The 16,720-nt window shown below is 45.9% G+C and carries 16 protein-coding genes; 7 read left to right on the top strand and 9 right to left on the bottom strand.

The features are described 5' to 3' along the window. Positions 1 to 73: 73 nt before the first annotated feature. From IE103_RS12230 to IE103_RS12215, 4 genes are all read left to right on the top strand, one after another. Complete coding sequence (locus IE103_RS12230; protein ID WP_189346418.1) at positions 74 to 643, top strand: PH domain-containing protein; 570 nt, start codon at positions 74 to 76, stop codon at positions 641 to 643. Between the two features lie 1,011 nt (positions 644 to 1,654). After that, positions 1,655 to 3,340 (top strand): SH3 domain-containing protein, encoded by a 1,686-nt coding sequence (locus tag IE103_RS12225; RefSeq protein WP_189346417.1) that lies wholly within the window; start codon positions 1,655 to 1,657, stop codon positions 3,338 to 3,340. 169 nt (positions 3,341 to 3,509) lie between these two features. Beyond that, positions 3,510 to 4,346 (top strand): ABC transporter six-transmembrane domain-containing protein, encoded by an 837-nt coding sequence (locus IE103_RS12220; protein ID WP_189346416.1) that lies wholly within the window; start codon positions 3,510 to 3,512, stop codon positions 4,344 to 4,346. Positions 4,347 to 4,416: 70 nt separating this feature from the next. Continuing rightward, complete coding sequence (locus IE103_RS12215) at positions 4,417 to 5,004, top strand: DUF502 domain-containing protein (protein ID WP_189346415.1); 588 nt, start codon at positions 4,417 to 4,419, stop codon at positions 5,002 to 5,004. Positions 5,005 to 5,197: 193 nt separating this feature from the next. Here IE103_RS12215 and IE103_RS12210 read toward each other — a convergent pair whose 3' ends face one another. From IE103_RS12210 to IE103_RS12190, 5 genes are all read right to left on the bottom strand, one after another. Further along, positions 5,198 to 6,388, bottom strand: a complete 1,191-nt coding sequence (locus IE103_RS12210; protein WP_189346414.1) for a methanobactin export MATE transporter MbnM — start codon at positions 6,386 to 6,388, stop codon at positions 5,198 to 5,200. Between the two features lie 21 nt (positions 6,389 to 6,409). After that, positions 6,410 to 7,363 carry an MbnP family copper-binding protein gene (locus IE103_RS12205; protein WP_189346413.1) on the bottom strand — a complete coding sequence of 318 codons (954 nt, stop codon included), beginning with the start codon at positions 7,361 to 7,363 and terminating at the stop codon, positions 6,410 to 6,412. A gap of 41 nt (positions 7,364 to 7,404) precedes the next feature. Next, positions 7,405 to 8,382, bottom strand: a complete 978-nt coding sequence (locus tag IE103_RS12200; RefSeq protein ID WP_189346412.1) for a hypothetical protein — start codon at positions 8,380 to 8,382, stop codon at positions 7,405 to 7,407. A gap of 107 nt (positions 8,383 to 8,489) precedes the next feature. Further along, on the bottom strand, positions 8,490 to 9,092 hold the full coding sequence (locus IE103_RS12195) for a Crp/Fnr family transcriptional regulator (RefSeq protein ID WP_189346411.1): 603 nt from the start codon (positions 9,090 to 9,092) through the stop codon (positions 8,490 to 8,492). A 138-nt stretch (positions 9,093 to 9,230) separates the two neighbouring features. After that, positions 9,231 to 9,683, bottom strand: a complete 453-nt coding sequence (locus IE103_RS12190) for a DUF2946 domain-containing protein (RefSeq protein ID WP_189346410.1) — start codon at positions 9,681 to 9,683, stop codon at positions 9,231 to 9,233. Positions 9,684 to 10,631: 948 nt separating this feature from the next. On the opposite strand from IE103_RS12190, the gene IE103_RS12185 reads away from it, so the two are divergent. Both IE103_RS12185 and IE103_RS12180 read left to right on the top strand, forming a co-directional pair. Beyond that, a complete protein-coding gene (locus IE103_RS12185) occupies positions 10,632 to 11,144 on the top strand; it encodes a hypothetical protein (RefSeq protein ID WP_189346409.1) in 513 nt (170 codons plus the stop codon). A 105-nt stretch (positions 11,145 to 11,249) separates the two neighbouring features. Next, positions 11,250 to 11,609, top strand: coding sequence for a hypothetical protein (locus IE103_RS12180; protein WP_189346408.1), 360 nt, complete (start codon positions 11,250 to 11,252; stop codon positions 11,607 to 11,609). A 160-nt stretch (positions 11,610 to 11,769) separates the two neighbouring features. On the opposite strand, the gene IE103_RS12175 is transcribed toward IE103_RS12180, so the two are convergent. From IE103_RS12175 to IE103_RS12160, 4 genes are read right to left on the bottom strand one after another with little or no spacing between them, the layout of a single operon-like run. Next, positions 11,770 to 12,516 (bottom strand): ABC transporter permease family protein, encoded by a 747-nt coding sequence (locus tag IE103_RS12175; protein ID WP_189346407.1) that lies wholly within the window; start codon positions 12,514 to 12,516, stop codon positions 11,770 to 11,772. After that, positions 12,513 to 13,445: a metal ABC transporter solute-binding protein, Zn/Mn family gene (locus IE103_RS12170; RefSeq protein ID WP_229827264.1), complete on the bottom strand. Its 933-nt coding sequence runs from the start codon at positions 13,443 to 13,445 to the stop codon at positions 12,513 to 12,515. Before IE103_RS12170 ends, IE103_RS12175 begins: the two co-directional genes overlap by 4 nt. Beyond that, positions 13,429 to 14,556, bottom strand: a complete 1,128-nt coding sequence (locus IE103_RS12165; RefSeq protein WP_189346405.1) for a hypothetical protein — start codon at positions 14,554 to 14,556, stop codon at positions 13,429 to 13,431. The genes IE103_RS12170 and IE103_RS12165 overlap by 17 nt, the downstream gene beginning before the upstream one ends. After that, positions 14,553 to 15,860 (bottom strand): hypothetical protein, encoded by a 1,308-nt coding sequence (locus tag IE103_RS12160; RefSeq protein WP_189346404.1) that lies wholly within the window; start codon positions 15,858 to 15,860, stop codon positions 14,553 to 14,555. Before IE103_RS12160 ends, IE103_RS12165 begins: the two co-directional genes overlap by 4 nt. A gap of 456 nt (positions 15,861 to 16,316) precedes the next feature. On the opposite strand from IE103_RS12160, the gene IE103_RS12155 reads away from it, so the two are divergent. After that, positions 16,317 to 16,718, top strand: coding sequence for a MerC domain-containing protein (locus IE103_RS12155; protein WP_189346403.1), 402 nt, complete (start codon positions 16,317 to 16,319; stop codon positions 16,716 to 16,718). Positions 16,719 to 16,720 lie beyond the last annotated feature (2 nt).

The raw sequence follows: 16,720 nt of genomic DNA, 5'->3' as shown, positions 1-16,720 counted from the left end.
ACCTCGCAATTTACTGCGCAACCCATGCGCTTCAATTCTAGGTCACTATCATTTTTCAATCTGCCCCATACGTATGATCAACACATTCAATATCCCTGAGCATTTACATGAAAGACTTCGTTCTGAATTGAACGCAGGCGAGTTCATCACCTGGGCTGGTCAACCGATTCCGAGTTCTTACATGAAATCTGGTATGAAATTGTGGTTCTTCTTTATACCTTGGACGGCTTTTTCTATATTTTGGATCGCTGGCGCATCAGGCTTTGAAATCCCTAGCTTTGAAGAAGGCTGGAGTCTATTTCCACTGTTTGGATTGCCGTTTTTTCTGGTAGGGATCATTGGTCTTAGCTCGCCATTTAGATTGAAAAAGAATGCACGTTCAATGGTCTATGCAGTGACAGATCAACGTGCGATAACTATATCAGGCATCAAGACAATCACCGTTAAATCCATACCGTTGAATCAAATCAAAAACATCGAGCGCATTCAACATGCAAATGGCTCTGGTGATTTAGTTTTACAAACAAGAACCTATCTAGATAACGATGGCGATCGGAGTACAGAAAAATTTGGCTTCTTTGCGATTGATAATGTCAAAAAAGTGCAGACCGAAATTGAGCAGCTACTTAAGTCACAAAACTAGTTGCTTTGTAGTTTGTAGGACGGGTACAACCAGCGCCTACGAGTAACTGAGATTTGTCGAGTATTCGTTTTACACTATTACAATAACTTAATAAAGCAGTACACAAATTCAACTACCGCGCGGGTTACACCCACTTATATGACCTTGTGAAAATTAGGTTTTAATTTTCTTTGTCAGCGATTGTAACAAGCTTTAACGTAAAGAAAAGACCTTATACATTGTCCAGTATGTAATCAACAATCTGAGACTACGGACATCCATTGCATCCAATGTCGTACATTACTCAAACCTTGGTTAGAAAAGAAAGTACAAGAGGAAGTAAAAATCACATGGCGAGACAGAATTCAAGAAACATCAATACACGTTCTTGTTCTCATCGTATTTTTTGTCCTTTTCATGTTCGCATTGGAACTAAGTTTTGCGATAGTTACCCCACAGTCGTATTTGATGGATTTCTTTCTTACTTATTTAGCTGCTCCGATCGCCATTGGTCTAGGTCTCATACTACGAAATAGCCAACAAAAAAAAGACCGCCTGCGAAGATCAACATGGCCGACATTAATAACAAATTATATTCTTGGTTATTTTTTTCTATCTTTAGTCGTTCCTATTATTTTCTTATGGATGAATACAGCTTTTGTTCGACATGAAACTTTAATTTTTCGTGGAAAGGTTATACACAAAGAAATTTTAGAGAAACGGAAAGCTCCCAATGCGAATTTAATTTATCTATGGGTATCAGAGGCTGAAGAAAACGTGTCGCTAGATGTCCCTCATGACTTGTACGTTCAAGTACCTGTAGGGGCTACATTCAGTGCATGCTATAAAATCGGAATGTTTGGAATCCCATTTCAGTGGAGAAAAAATTATCAGGGTAGCTGTTCGTACACTTATGCATTGAGCGATGCTTAAACCAGGTACACCCCAATCTGAGATTACCCACAACTGACCAGCATTGCCAACTTCCAAAACACAAGCTAGCATCTACCATCTTGCTTACGAGCTTGTCACATGAAACCATCCATCAAATCACTCATCCAAACCCTCACGTGTACCGCGATTGCTCTGGTTAGCGTATCAGCACATAGCTCATCATGGGAAGAAACAGATGGCCAGTTTTTTATCAATGGTGATTTAGCTGCGGTGAAACGCATACTGTCTAAGGAAAAATACAGCGGCGATCAGCTTAGTTTGGCTTTTAATTTCGCTGCGTCTTCCGGCAATGTGGCATTAACGCAGTATCTAGACAGTCTTGGGTGGATTAAAGCCTGTAACAAGCTGCGCGATTGCCAACCGATGCAGTGGGCTAGCATGAATAATCCTAGACCGCAGATGGTGGAATGGCTACTGAGCAAAGGATTCAAATCTGACGCAGAATCACTCGAAGCAGCAGCCGTACTGAATTTACCCCAAGACAGCACGGTTGCCAGTAGCTTTGCTGTGGTCAAGCTGCATTGTAACAATGACGTCAATCCACTCGTGAATACCAGCTATCAACACGAAGCAAAAAAAATTATACAGCCATCTGTCATAGAAAGCCTTAGCGCGCGTTTGAATTCGCCAAGCCAAGATCAAGGCTATGCATTGCTGCATGCGCGAGCGCGTGCAGCGGAGGTGATTACCACTAGTTTTATGAAAGCTGGCTTATGTAAAAAGGGTGCAAAAAAATCGACGTGGTTTGATGACTACTTGAATCTCGTTACAGCAACTCGCGCAGGCGACACCGATCTAAGCAAAGCGAATGCCTACATTGCAGCCAACATCAGCAAGGAATGGCGTGCCATCGTCGAAAACTATCTGATGAGCGAAGCCATCGCGATTAAAGAGGCGACGCAAAGATTATCCATATTGAACGCTCACAAAACAGCTAAATGGTTAGAGCGCTGTCGTCAGAATCAGCATTGCAGTGTCATTGACGTAGCCGCAGAAAGTGGCGCCGATAAAGCTACTTTCGACTTCTTAGCGAAAGAAGGCTACCCACTCGATAGTCCAAATGGATCTGGCGTTACACCACTAGCCTACGCCACCGCCAACGCGCAACTTGGCGTGGTAAAAAACCTGTGCGAATCGGGCGCAGATTTTCGCAAGACGACCAAGATGGAAATCTATGACCGTTCAATCATCAGCATCGCCCGCAGAGCCTACAGCTACACCTGGTGCAGCGCGCTCATCGATGCGCCTTTACCTAAATCAGAAAAAGACAATATCCAAAATCGCTGCGAGTATGAAGGCGGCTCGATTGGCAGCCCGCAAACTGGCGTCAGTATTCCCGAATGCATGCCAGGCAAAACTTGCGTCGGCATCGCCTTTCCACCAAAAGGAAATGAAACACAAATAAGAAACCTCAAAGCACTTGCTGATATTTTTGATTATTACAAGAGCGGTCAATGTAAGGAACCAAACAAAGCATTGAGTTGTAACGCCAACACCAAGCCCTATGCCGTATTAATCGCCGACAAAGTACAGCTGCGTGGCGAATCCGATACCAATAGTAACAAGATCGATACGCTGCCGTTTGGCACCATGTTTGAAATCATCGACAGCAATCGCCCTTGCGAAACGATTGCGACACGCGAAGGGCGTTGGATCAAAGTGAAGGTCTATTCCATTCCACTACGTTCTAGAGAAGAGTACATCGATATGCAGGGGTGGATTTTTGATGCTTATGTCGATTACGTGCCGACTTTGGAGCCGTAATTTCAAGCAAATTGCCAGCTAATTTCACGCTGACTGCATGCCACTTGAATCTTGCAAACTCTCTTTATTAGATCAAAGGCATTTCTTTTGGAGCATTCAGCTTCTTGATATCATGAAATCCTAAAGTACTAAGATCATGATTTCTAAATAATTTTCTTCACGAAGTACAATGACGTCCTATCAACTTTTTAAAACACATCGAAACGCAATCAGCTTTACCTATGTTCTGACTCTTATTGAGAAATTGTGTCTATTAGCTTTGCCTGCTGCAATAGGAATGGCTATTGATGATTTACTACAGCGTAAGATGCACGGCTTACTAGTTTTACTGATTTTATGGTTCTTCCAACTAATATTGTGCTTTATTCGCCAGCGCTATGACACCCGAATATTCAGCGATATTTATGCTCGACTAGCGGAGCGAACTGCAATCGTGCAAATTAAGCAGGGGCACGGAGTCAGCAAGGTTTCAGCGCGAGTGGAGTTAGCGCGCGAACTAGTGAGCTTTCTGGAAATCGAAGTCCCCGCTATTTTTCGAAATATTACAGCAGTGGTCGGTTCACTATTACTGTTATTTTCGTATGATCAAGAAGCTGGATGGCTGGCAACCCTCGTGTTGATTCCAATGCTAGGAGCGAATAAATGGTATTTAGCGCGCGCACAACGCTACAACAGAGGTTTGAATAATCAAATTGAGCGCGAGGTCACAATTTTACAGAATGCTCAAGGTGTCAGTATTGCTCGTCACTTTCAACTACTAAAACGCTGGAAAGTCGCGCTATCGGATGCACAGAACTTGACCTGGGTGGTTACTGAACTTGCGACCATCGTAGTTCTAATCTGCATGTTATGGAACTTTACCCATTCTCCCTTATTTAGTGCTGGCGCCGCCTATGCTATGCTGGCCTACATGCGTGATTATGTAGATGGATTGAATGATGTACCCTATGTCGTCAATAGTTTTGTACGTATGCGCGATACAATTAATCGTCTGAGCGACGAGTAATATTCGTTGCCTATTCATTCCTTTCCATCGCATGGATTTCACATGCCTTTTTACTAAAAATTGTCGTCTTATGATCAAAAAACTCGTTAATTATTTCTTACAAGGTTTGCTGTTCATCTCTCCTTTAGCGCTTACTGCTTATATTCTCTTGATTTCATTTGAATTTGCAGATGGCTTGCTACGCGAGAGTTTAGAGCTATTGATCGGACATGATATCCCAGGCTTAGGCTTATTAATTATCGTCTTATTGCTGATCGTCATCGGTTATTTTGGGCAAACTTTCATCGCGCAGCCAATCAAGCGTTTGATCAGAAATTCAATTCAGAACATTCCTGTTCTAAATGAAATCTACTCCTCATTGAACGATCTCTTTTCCGCTTTTGTTGGCGACGAAAAGAAATTTAATCGCCCGGTTTTAGTGCTCATCAACCCCGAAGCAAAGCTAGAGAAATTGGGCTTCTTGACGGAGGAAGATTTATCTATTTTGGGTTTAGAAGATAAAGTAGCCGTGTATTTTCCGCACTCTTACAACTTCTCTGGTGAACTCTATATCGTCCCTAGCAGTCAGGTAAGAGCCATCGATATTAGTCCGACTAATGTGATGAAATTTATAGTGTCTGGTGGAGTGTCACAGCTAGAAAATAAGCAAATCGACTAGAGCTTAAACGCGGCTAATCGAACCAACTTCGCTTTTCAAATTAAGTAGTTTCTCGATTTTAAAACAACATAGTGTGGAGGAATCAAAAGAACAATAAGCTCTGACTCCTCCATCACGCATTAGTCGCCCAATTCAACTTTCATTTTGAATCCATCTACGTAGACCGTATCATTGATTGAAACTTTTTCACTTCTTATTGCGGGCTAGCAAACTTCGGATTCTTTAAAAATTTCTCGTCTGTTAAAGTTCCCAAAAAATTGACTAAATCAATCTTGTCTTGCTCACTCAAATTGATCCGCGTAATCAAATCACTTTTATAGGGATTTAATCTGCCATCGCCAGCATTTTGTCCGCTGGTAATGTGTCGTCCACCCGCCGCATAAAAGTCCAAAACTTCTTTCAAACTTGCGATAGAGCCATCATGCATATACGGCGCTGTGACAGCTACATTGCGTAAACTCGGTGCACGGAAAGCGCCCATGTCTTGTGGCTTTGATGTGAATTCAAATAGGCCACGGTTGGGGAAAGGAAATCCCCCTTTACCGTCGATGTTATACAAACCGGTATTGTGAAATGGCGTTTCCACTGGACTTAATCCAACGAACTTGGGTTGATCGTTAAAATTAAAACTGCCATGGCAGTGAAAACATTCTGCGGTTTCGCCCATGAACAAATTCATGCCGCGTATTTCCGATTCGGTGAATGTCACCTGCTTGCGTAAAAACTGGTCGTACTTAGATTCATTCGAAATTAAAGTACGTTGAAAACTGGCAATCGCTGCGATGATGTTGGTGAAGTTAATCGGCTCAATGTCTTTTGGAAACGCAGCCTTAAACTGATTGAGGATGCCAAAATCCGTTTTGAAACGATTCAGCACTTCTGCTTTATTGCCATCGTTGATGCCCATTTCGACAGGATTGTCACCAAACATCGGTACTTCCATTTGCCGCTCTAGCTCTGTAAGAGCAGGATTAGCCCAAGTCAAGGTCGCGTTGTAGACCACATTCGCCAAACCTTGCGAATTGCGCGGATGGATTTCTCCGGTTGAGCCGATTGCTAGTGGCTTGCCGTCTGTAAATGCTTTGTCTTGATGATGACACGATGCACACGATTGCGTGCCGTTGCCCGATAGGCGCTTGTCGTAAAACAATTGACGTCCTAGTGCAATTTTCTCATCGCTTAAGGGATTAGAGATCGGAATCACGGGTGCGGGAAAACCATTCAACGCTGGCGTTGTTGGGGTCGCGTGTGAATGCGTTGCAGAGGGGCCACCTCCGCCACTACCGCCTGCTCCACACGCAGTTACCAGAAAACTGGCAACTGCGATACTACTCAGAGCAGCGATAAATCTTCGGCTACGTTGATTGTTCACGGATTTATGCATTTACTTTTTTCATTAATCTCATTATTTGGTACGCGCGACGAAGATGGATTGCACGCCCGCCGAGGTCGTCGCACCTGTCGACAAATTAATTTTCATGTTTTCAAAAATCGCTTTGCAATCGGTATCAGTAGCGCCAGACATACAACCTGTTGCACCAGCCAAGTCGGTGGTCAAATCACTACCTGCAAATAAGGCATTTAAATCTAAAGAGATTTTTTGTGTGTTGTAATCGAAACTCGCCAACTTGACTAACATGCGATTGGAATTGGTACAGCTATAGGCGCCAGTCGTTGCATTGGTTGTGCAACCGCCTGAGCCCAAATGTACATTCCATGTGCTAGCCTTGTTGGTCGTTGTCGTTGGAGGAGTTGTCGTTGTATTGGTTCGTACCACGTCCACGCCACCGACAGGATTGACTTCTAACTTCATGAACTTGCGGCCAGATGTCCAGCTCCACGCCATAGCTTGCACATTCAAAGGTTTTGCGGCAGCAGCATAATCACTATGATTTAGCTCTGTCGGCACACCAATTTCATAAGAGATACCCTTGTAGGCAGCGCCTGGCACTGTGCCCGTGATGACAGCATTCGTCGGTAAAATCGTACCGCCGCAAGCAGCGCTTCCGCCATCAATCAGGCTAATCAAGGTGACCTTATCGTTCTGCCAGTCGTTCGCAGTCAATGTCACTGGAACAGCTTTATCGTTCGCATCAATGAGATTCACATTAGAAATATAGAAGCGCGCATCTTTTAATTCTGCGGTCGTCGCTTTGCTTCCAAGACTGGTAATCGCTGTGCCGCATTTCACTGCACTGCCATTTGCCAGCAAATCAAAATTGACGCTAACTTGCATGGTCGCAGGGTAAGTCGGCGCAGTTGGTGCCGCTGGGCTACTGGAGCCTCCACAAGCAGTCAGAGTTAGACTTGCTGCGATGATCGTGAATGATGTGATGCTTGAAGTATGTGAAAATTTCATTGTATATCCTAAAAAAAATGGGTAAGAAAGTAAGTAATCGATTAAAAATGCGATTGAATGCCGACGGTCGCTGCCCACTTAGGGCTTAGTTGCTGACCGGTGACCTGCTGATAAACAGGGACTTGTACGAATCCATAGGCATGGGTCTGCGGTGTAATTTTGTAGCTCAACCCTGGACTGATCGACAGGCTGCGCCCGCCTGAATCGGCTGGTTCAGCATAGATGCCAGAATCAGATGCACGGTGCTGGAAATTCAATTGCAACATGGGCGACAAAGAGCTAGTCCATAGTGTACGAATACCAAGATCGATACCGATTTTGCGACCCGGCTTGAAGCCATCACGTTCTTGCAATGGTGCTTCCAAATTGGCTTGTACAAACCATGTCGTCGCGATATCCGAGAGCACTCTACGGTAGTAAACACTTGCCAACAGATCGTTGGTGCCCGTACCTGGCTGCAAACTTCTTTCCGCCTTGGTTCCCGTCAAATTGGCAATATCAAACTTACCGGTGGCAAGCTTGATTCCTACATGTGCTCCTACCACGGCGGCGCCGCCATCCTTGGTATCTTGCAAACCTGTTTGATAGCGCGCGGTGATCCGTGCATCACCGATTTGGCGAAAATTCCAACTAACCGGCTGCCCTGCTTCCGCATGTTGATGACGCCGATCAATAAAAGGAATGGCGGCAGAGACGCCCCAGTTTTCGTTAATACCATGATCGACATTCAACAACCAACGGCGGCTGTCTGTATCTTGCTCTGCATCGCGCGCTTCAAAACCCGTCAAATTGACTTTTTTGGAGCCGCGCATTAGCTGATCTTGACGCACGGTTTCAAAACGTAGATCGTAGCGATATCCACGTTCCATCCAAGCGCCCTGCACCGCCCAATCGGTATTCACCAAGCAGAAGCTACTACCGCAAGAAGCCTGCGCCTGCTCCGAATAACTCAGCAATTCGACTGCTGACCAAATCAAAGCGGCCATTTTTAATGGCATTAAATGATTGTTGTATTTCATAGTTTTGTCGTGATTAAGTAAAACTTTTTCCTGCTGCATCGGTCTCTGCGCGTTGTCACGCTCCACTCCAATAAGGAGCAGAGAGTGACTAAGCAGAAGCTATCGGATCACGCGGCTAGCGCATGTGTTGCAACTCTGTGTTGGTGAAAATCCAAGCCCTTGCTACGAATATTGGTCGGGGTCGTTTTTTCCAGCACATGCTGCTTACGCAGGCTAGCCAGTACACGGCAGACAGTTTCGGGGGTTGAGTGAATGATCTCAGCAATATTGCCGAGGCTTGGAAGATTGCAAGTTGCAGACACATCAGAGTTAGCCTCAACAACCGACAAGATACGTAGCAATCGTTTGATACGGTCTTCGACAGCGCCTGTTCGCATGCTCACCACTTCGCGACAACGTTGATGTACCTTACTTAAGGATTCAAGCATGAGTGGCATAAGCTGAGGTGCCTCAACGACATTTAAGGGTGCCAAGCGCACAGGAACCAGCGCACGAATCAGTAAAGATTCGTTCAAACCTGCAACGTATTCCATTCCCAAGATGTCGCCAGCAATCGCCAAGCGAACAAAGTTCAAACTGCCATCCTCGCCGATACTATCAATTCGCATAGAACCTGACTCGATGCGCCAAAGTAATTGCATATCACGTGAGCTCAACTCTTCACGCGCCTCAAGTTGACGCGCACGACGGTGGGTTAAATGATGTTTCATTTCTTATCCTTCGCCTGCTTCCACCATAGAAACAAGCAATGCGTTTTAACAAAACCAGAACAGATTGAGATCAGCTCGCCACAGCGCAGCGAAGCCTGATCAAAATTGATCAAACCTGTTCAAGGAACACAAAGGGAATTAAGAAATAAGGCGTGGGGGCGCGCGGACAGCGGGTGCCATCCAAGCTATTTGGGTATGAAAGAATGTTGAAAGCGGACTATACGACCGCGCGTGTTCCGCCAGAACAAAGGAATAGACAAATTGCGTAACAGCGAGCCCAAAACTACCCGCGTGCGTCACACAGTAAGAGCAATGCTCAAGATGAATCGAGATAGGAGCATCGGCTGGCTTGTCCTTGCTTTGAGCAAGAATACTGCCATCAGCGGCGAGCTTGATCCATACCGAGCCATTGGCAGAACACAATTCTTGCCAAGCCCCCGACTCCGACACTTGCGACTGAGAAGTAAAATTAAGTCGCTTACCCGTCTTCAACTCCACTGCTTGAGAAACCAAAGGCATAAGCGTGTTGAGCAGAATCGCAAAAATGGCGATCCAGCTAAAGAGACGCTGATTTAGTTGGGTTCGTAGCATGGAAACAAAAGGGATTTATGAATCAACACAAAGACAGAAAATTCTATCTGCCAACGAATTTTAACCGATGTCGCTGCCGGCTAATTGATTCAAATCAGTTTTTAAGTAGGCAAAATCATATTTAATTTCTGAATTTACCAAAAACATTACCGCAGATACCTTGGCAGTATAATGCCTTCAATTCCAGGAATTGAAAGCGCATTTCAACTACATCTCACTGGTTATTTTGCTAAACGGCTGTACGCTGCAATCATGATTTTTTTACATGATTTTTTCATGACGGTTGTCTCTCGAACGACTTTCTACACAAAGTAAGTGCAGATCGTCTAGGTGAAGAATGAGATGACTTGATTGTGTATCGCTCGCAGTTTTTGGTTGTTTCGTTAAACACTATTCATCATTCACATCTAGGAACAATCAGACGCAATTCGGGTGTCAAAAGTATGAAAACAAATTGTCTTTTGATTAATGTTAGAGTATGTTTTTTGTTTGTGAAATTAAATCAGGCTAGCGCAATGACACTTTCAATGATTAGACATAGCCCAGGCTCACTTAGCATTGCTACTGTCTTCATATTCTTTGCACTATGTTGGCTAAGTGGTGAGGTAAGCAACATCGCCATTGCGTGCCTCTTTATTTTTAATGCCCTTGTAGGTGGAGCGAAGATTTCTCAACCACCAGTATACTTTGGGGGTATCGCTGCACTCGGTGCTGTCGCGCTTACGATCAGTCTGCTTTTCGAATCAGTACGAGGCTCAGCAATATTTATGTTGCCGTTACTATTCATAATTAGTCTGTTGTAATGCGTTATCGGCTATTTTTTAGGGTATTTCATCATGTTGATTTGGGCTCGCATCAAAAGACAGGCGAAAGTAAAGTAGTGATATCGTTGAGCCTTCGTTTTCGCTGTATTGCGCGGCTCACTCCACATTTGCGTTAGCGATCAAAATGAATTTACACTCCGTTTCTCAAATATTGTCTGAAAATGATGGTTCGTTACCAGACATAGAGTTTGATTTCGGCGAAGAAAAACGTTCTTCTGGGGCGTATGCTCTCGTCCAGCGGCAGGCATCTTGTCTTGTCTCGCAAGGTGCCTATTATTGGTCGAAATCGAAAGAAATCGAAGTTCCAATTAAGTTCGGTGAAAATCCCGCTGAGCTTTTGCTGAGTGGCGAGGCTGAACCATTCCATGTCGTTTTCGGAGGCATGAGATCAAGTTCCGGTGCCATCATTCCAGACCTTGGTTTGTTTATTCTAGGATCTACTCAGATATCCTTAGATTACAGAATGGGTAAGAAATGGAATCGAGGAGCGATTGAAGGCTTGTTTGAATTAATGTTGAATTTAAAATGCTTAGCACCGAATACAGAAATACAGCACGTTGGAAATGTATTCGACGAAAATGATATCTTGCTGTCTGCTTTTGAAATGTGGCAAACCACTAACAAGACAATCCGCTGAAATCGCAAATGACACTTTCATATTCATTCGTCGATATAAATGTGATCCCAACGCCTCGACATCAACTCTCGAAAACAAACCTCAACGCCCCCAATTGGAAAAACCATGACCGACCTTGAAACCGTCTTCAAAGAACTCCGAGCAATCTTGCTTCCCTATGCCGAGAAGCTTGTTTCAATCAAAGACGATGCCACTGAATTGTATGTGGATACCGCGCACATTCAAAAGAACAAGAAGCCGCTGTTCTTCGGTGCGGTTCAGATCAAAAAGGCCTATGTCAGTTTTCACCTAATGCCGATCTATGTAAAACCCGAACTATTGGAAGGCGTGTCGCCAGAGCTCAAGGCGCGTATGCAGGGTAAATCTTGTTTCAACTTCGCGGCATCCGACAAGACTTTATTCAAGGAACTCGCTGCGCTCACCAAGACGGGCTATGTCAGCTACAAGGAACTAGGCCTTGTGTAGGTAGTGAGGTTCATGAGGTCAATAAGCCCTCATGGATTGCAATCGGTCGTCAATACATATCAGCATTTTTGTAATTACACTCTTGAACTGCCGATCAACGTCATGCGTGCTGACTAATCAGCACGCATGATTTTACTTAAGATGCCGCACAAGAGAAATTTCAAGTACCAAGCCTGCTTGCTTGCGGACGCAGCGCGCTTGCTGCACCAAACATCGCCAAAGCCAATGCAACACATGCGCCACTCGGTGCATCAAAATACCAAGATGCACTTAGACCTAAACCCGCAGCCACAATCGTCACGGCTATCGCTAAGCTCAAAGATAAGCCGCGATGCACCCACAAGGCTGGGCTGATTAAACTGGCGAACACCACAAACAAGCCAAGAATTGGAACTGCCATACTGGCGATCACGGCAAAGAGTGGATAAAAAATCAGATCCTTCTTTAACGATGACTGCGCCAATAACAAAACCAAACCAAGAACGACTGCACAAGCCGCTAATGAAGCGACTTGTGGCCAGCTTGCCCACAGCATATCGGCAGCTAATAACTCCGCCATTCTTTCGCGACCATGAGCATCGATACGCGCACCCAATAAAGATAAGCTGGCACCCGCGACATACACTAAGCCAATCAAAGCCTCACGCTGTGCGGGCCAGCGCTTTGCCATACCCGCTACTAGCCCCGCGCACAGCAGCGCACCCAAAGCGGCGAAAATTTGTGTGGTCACGGCATTGGAGTCATGCATGACAACAGACACCCAAAGTGCCGCTGCGGCGGCAGCCTGCGCCAGCGCTAGATCAATAAAGACCACACCACGCGACAAGACTTGCACGCCCAGCGGTGCTAATGCCATGACCCCAAACGCTAGCGCTAGGATAGGCACTAAAAACCACCACTCCATCATTTGGCTCTCACCTTCACCAAACTAGTGATTAGTTGCTCATACCAGGTCACTAAGGCGTCGGCTGCTAAAGGGTTTTCTGTGGTCGCAGGCAAGACCAATAAAGGCGCTTGAATACCCGACTGGCTAGTTAACCACTTAGCAGCGCGCGGGTCTTGGTAAGCTGCCACGACCACCGCTTCAACAGGCGTCGTTTGTAGCAAACTCAATTGACGCTGCAGATGCGCTGGTGTTGGTGCCATCCCTGGTTTCGGTTCCAAATCACTGATTTGTTCGATACCAAGCCAGCGCCACAAGTAAGCAAAGGTCGTATGTTGCGATGCTACCCGCATTCCCTTGAGCGAGGCAGCACGCTTCTCCCACTGCTGGACTTGCTGTGACCACATTTGGCTGAATGCTTGTGTACGCTGATTGATAGCAGAGGCTTCTTGTGGGAACAAACTAGCAAAGCGTTTGGACAAAGCATGTGCCACTTTCAAAAAACGATGCGGGTCAGTATGAAAATGTGGATTTCCCTCGGCATGGACGTCACCTGAGAACGGTGTTCCGACCACACCAGGACGAGGATCAATCATCTCGACTTGTCCCGACGCGAAGAACATGCCTTGAGCACCGTTCTGCACTTTCGAGTTGCCAGCCCGTTGTTGCAACATGGGTAGCCAAGCAGATTCCAATTCACCACCGGTGCAGACCGCAACATCTGCGCTACGCAGTTGCGCGATCAACGCTGGTCTTGCTTCGATGTGATGTGGATCTTGCTTGGCATGGGTCGCCACATGGATATTCGCATTGGGTAGCAGCACGTGCGTCAATGCAGCCCATTCCGGTTCGCACGCGAATACAGTTATCGTCTGTGCCCCAGCGTTAGCTACGAAAGCGCCGCTGACCAAGGCAATTTGTAACGTGGTTTTGAGTTTAGAAAGTATGTGCACCGTGCGCTCCAAAACTAAATATCGTTTGTAGTTGTACTGACCGTTTTGTAAAGTGATCCATACCATAGGCGTCACGCTGCTGCGCCACTTGCAAACGCACGACTTGGCGATGGCTTTGTTTCCACGCCAAACTCACGCTGTCTTCTTTTAGTCGACCCGGATGAAAATGATCACCGTGTGGGGTGCTGACTTTTAGCCTGTCCATACGACCGCCAATTTCCCACGATGGATCAAAACGCCACACCAAGCTAATCGAGCTTGCATAATGCTTGTCGGATGGTGTTGCAAATCGATTTAATTGTGAGACACGCGCAAATTCAGCATTGAATTTAATCTGCTCACGTTGATTGTTTCCATCCGGCGACCACTTCCAGGTCAAGTCCGCCATCCACATTTTTTTGCCTTGGAACAGCGCACCGTGGGCGTGGTTATGTTCTTCTCCATGCTCTTCGCCTTCATGTTCATGATGATCGTGCTCGTCTTCAAGCAATGCTTCACGCTTATTATGAACGCGCGACAAGCCGACTTGCCAGCTATGCGATAGACCAACATCGCCGCCCAATTTAGCAGTCAAAGTGCCTATCCCGAACTGCGGGCTGGGCATCGCTTCCTGCACCAATTGTTTGCCACGAAACACTTCAGCGCCAAAACTCAAATACAGTGCTGTCGGTGCTGTCCAATTCAGGCGCAAGCCATCATCAAACCAATGACCACCTAGAAAGGCGCGATACAACAAAGGGCGTTCAGAGAAATCATCGGCATGCGGGTGCTGCTCATTTTGATACCCGATTTGCGAACCAAAACGACCGACACGTGCCTGCAAACCGAAAGGCAAGGCACGCGTTTGCAACCAAGCTTCCTCCAATTCGGTTTCAATTTTCTTCTCGTGACTATGGGTGGCAACGCCAAATTGCGCGCTAAAATAGTCGCCCAATGGCCCTTGCGCCATCACGTCACTATGACCCAAAGCCAAGCCTGATTGACGTTGGCCCAAGCCCAATTCTTTGGAAGTGTAGGCGACATCGAGTACCGCACCGAGTTTCCAATCCTTCACTTGTGCCATCACTGGTGCGCTCAGCATCATGCTGGCGCATATCAACACTTTTTTCATCGACTAATCCCCACCCATAATGCCGCTGCTGGAACAAAAATCAGATCGCGGCGAGCCGATACGCTGGCAGTCGCAGTATTAAAATGCACCAGCTGACGCGCAACCGGATCAGTAAAATAGATTTCATCCTTCGCCCCATTTGCACTCATTGCAGGCCAAGGTGCGGCAGTCGGCATGCTAGGAATCAAACCCACGATGCGCGATACATTGCTCCAAGTCGTGCCTTGACGCTGGAGAATACTTAGATTCCCTCTGTTATCCAAAATATAGAAACGGTTGCCGCTGCGATCAAAGCCGGAAGCACGCTGTACCGTGCCGTTTTCCCAACCAGTGATCGTGATTGCTGTTGCGCTCGCATTACTTCCAGCGATGGCGTAGAAACGCGTTGTCACTGGCGCTGGCGCTACACCTTCTGATCCGATGGCGATAAATTGCTCTGGTGCTTTGACATGCCCCATCAAGGTGCCGATGCGAATTGGCGTCGGGATTTTCTTGTCACTAACCGTGTTAGGACCTGTATGTTCGATGAGCATCACGCCATCCATACAACCCACAGCAGTGAATTTACCCGCGGTAAAACTGCCGTGCATGCCATTGCAGCGCGTTGCCAATTGGCGATCTAAAGTGTAAGTATTGCCATTGCGTTGATAGAGCTGCACATGCGTCGGCAACGTGTCGGTAGCATCAGCCGCACGACTGACGCTAAGAATTTTATTGTCGATAGGCTCTGCAAAACCGTGGATAGAGAAATTCAAATCAAAGCCGGCTGCAACCGCACCACTAGCAATCGACGCATCAGTAATTAATCGAACGCTGGAATTCTTAATTGGGGTAACGGTACTATCACCATCAAAAAATATCGTCGCCTGCTTGCCAACTTGAACGTCATAATGGGTTGGACGAGAACCAGCCAATTTCCAAGTCATGAGCTTTGATCCCTGCTTGTAATCGTGTAGGTGATTCACATGATCTTCCTGCCAAACACCACCATCCACAAACTGCACCAGATCTTGCGCGCGCTGTGTTGCGACGACGTAGCGGCCGTTCGGGCTGGGGTACAAACTAGCGCCCGCATTGTCTAATTGATGCGTGGCTTCGGTAAGATGATTATCCAAATCGCGCAAGATCAGATTTTTGCTGTCTTTCTCCGCAATCGCGAGGCGCCCCGCAGTGTCTATCGAGACCGCCGTATCATCTTTCTTTTCTGGTGCAGCACTATCACCTCCACCGCATGCCGACAGCAGACTTACCAAGCTGAGCGCAAGTAAGGTTTTTACAGGCTGGAATTCAATTTCTTGCTTCATCAACAACTCTCCTAGATTCTTTATTTAAATATTAGACAAAACGAATGCGCTGCGAATGCTTGATGTCAGACATCGTGCTTGCAGTGATTTTGCCTACAAACACAACTTCAACACATCAATAAATAGATACAGATAAACAACAAAGGGACAAATTTAAAAGATTTTGAGCGAATATATCTTTTCTTACAAAAACATAAAAATGCGATAAATTTCAGATAAATACGTCATTATTGCTAGATTAATTTACAGCGCCAACTTGCAACCGGGTTGCATAATAGGCTAAAAAAATATTTTGTGCAACACAGTTGCATTTAATCTTTCGGTCAACTAAAATCAACGAATTGCAACTGTGTTGCAGTTAACTTCTATCGTTTCGTAGCAAGCATAGACATTAGTAAAAATTGTTTTTTACAAATCAAACCCGCATTACGCAAACACAATTTCAAGGAATCGACGTTGAAACTCCTCATTAAACTTGGCGACTATTTTGGTGTAATGGCGTCTGCACTATGCTTACTGCACTGCGCCTTAACTCCGATCGCGTTGCTGATTCCCTTCCTCACGCAAATTCCTCATCACGATGACTTCCACTTTTGGATGATCGCGGTGGTTGCCTTGCCTATCGTTTTCTCCTTGCTACCAGGCTTTACCCAACATCGACAAGCGGTGGTTCTACTGTTCGGCTTGACTGGCTTCATTTGCTTCGTGTTGTCGGTGTTTTGGGTTGGCCCGCGCTATGGCGAATTAGCTGAACTTATTTTGGCCAGTATTGGAGGCCTTAATTTGATCATTGCGCACATCAAAAATCGTGGATATTGCAGAGCCTGTGCGATGTCTGGCGCCTCGCTGAGCCGATGACT

The sequence above is a fragment of the Affinundibacterium macrobrachii genome, assembly GCF_014652415.1.
GTDB classification, from domain to species: Bacteria; Pseudomonadota; Gammaproteobacteria; order Burkholderiales; family Burkholderiaceae_D; genus Undibacterium; species Undibacterium macrobrachii.
Note: the sequence above shows the minus strand (reverse complement) of the source record. Positions and strands in the feature narration are given on the sequence as shown.

Coding starts and splice junctions, on each gene's coding strand:
- IE103_RS12200 (WP_189346412.1), bottom strand. CDS start 8,382: ATGAAATACAACAATCATTTAATGCCATTAAAAATGGCCGCTTTGATT.
- IE103_RS12165 (WP_189346405.1), bottom strand. CDS start 14,556: ATGAAAAAAGTGTTGATATGCGCCAGCATGATGCTGAGCGCACCAGTG.
- IE103_RS12220 (WP_189346416.1), top strand. CDS start 3,510: ATGACGTCCTATCAACTTTTTAAAACACATCGAAACGCAATCAGCTTT.
- IE103_RS12205 (WP_189346413.1), bottom strand. CDS start 7,363: ATGAAATTTTCACATACTTCAAGCATCACATCATTCACGATCATCGCA.
- IE103_RS12160 (WP_189346404.1), bottom strand. CDS start 15,860: ATGAAGCAAGAAATTGAATTCCAGCCTGTAAAAACCTTACTTGCGCTC.
- IE103_RS12190 (WP_189346410.1), bottom strand. CDS start 9,683: ATGCTACGAACCCAACTAAATCAGCGTCTCTTTAGCTGGATCGCCATT.
- IE103_RS12230 (WP_189346418.1), top strand. CDS start 74: ATGATCAACACATTCAATATCCCTGAGCATTTACATGAAAGACTTCGT.
- IE103_RS12215 (WP_189346415.1), top strand. CDS start 4,417: ATGATCAAAAAACTCGTTAATTATTTCTTACAAGGTTTGCTGTTCATC.
- IE103_RS12195 (WP_189346411.1), bottom strand. CDS start 9,092: ATGAAACATCATTTAACCCACCGTCGTGCGCGTCAACTTGAGGCGCGT.
- IE103_RS12180 (WP_189346408.1), top strand. CDS start 11,250: ATGACCGACCTTGAAACCGTCTTCAAAGAACTCCGAGCAATCTTGCTT.
- IE103_RS12210 (WP_189346414.1), bottom strand. CDS start 6,388: ATGCATAAATCCGTGAACAATCAACGTAGCCGAAGATTTATCGCTGCT.
- IE103_RS12225 (WP_189346417.1), top strand. CDS start 1,655: ATGAAACCATCCATCAAATCACTCATCCAAACCCTCACGTGTACCGCG.
- IE103_RS12185 (WP_189346409.1), top strand. CDS start 10,632: ATGAATTTACACTCCGTTTCTCAAATATTGTCTGAAAATGATGGTTCG.
- IE103_RS12175 (WP_189346407.1), bottom strand. CDS start 12,516: ATGATGGAGTGGTGGTTTTTAGTGCCTATCCTAGCGCTAGCGTTTGGG.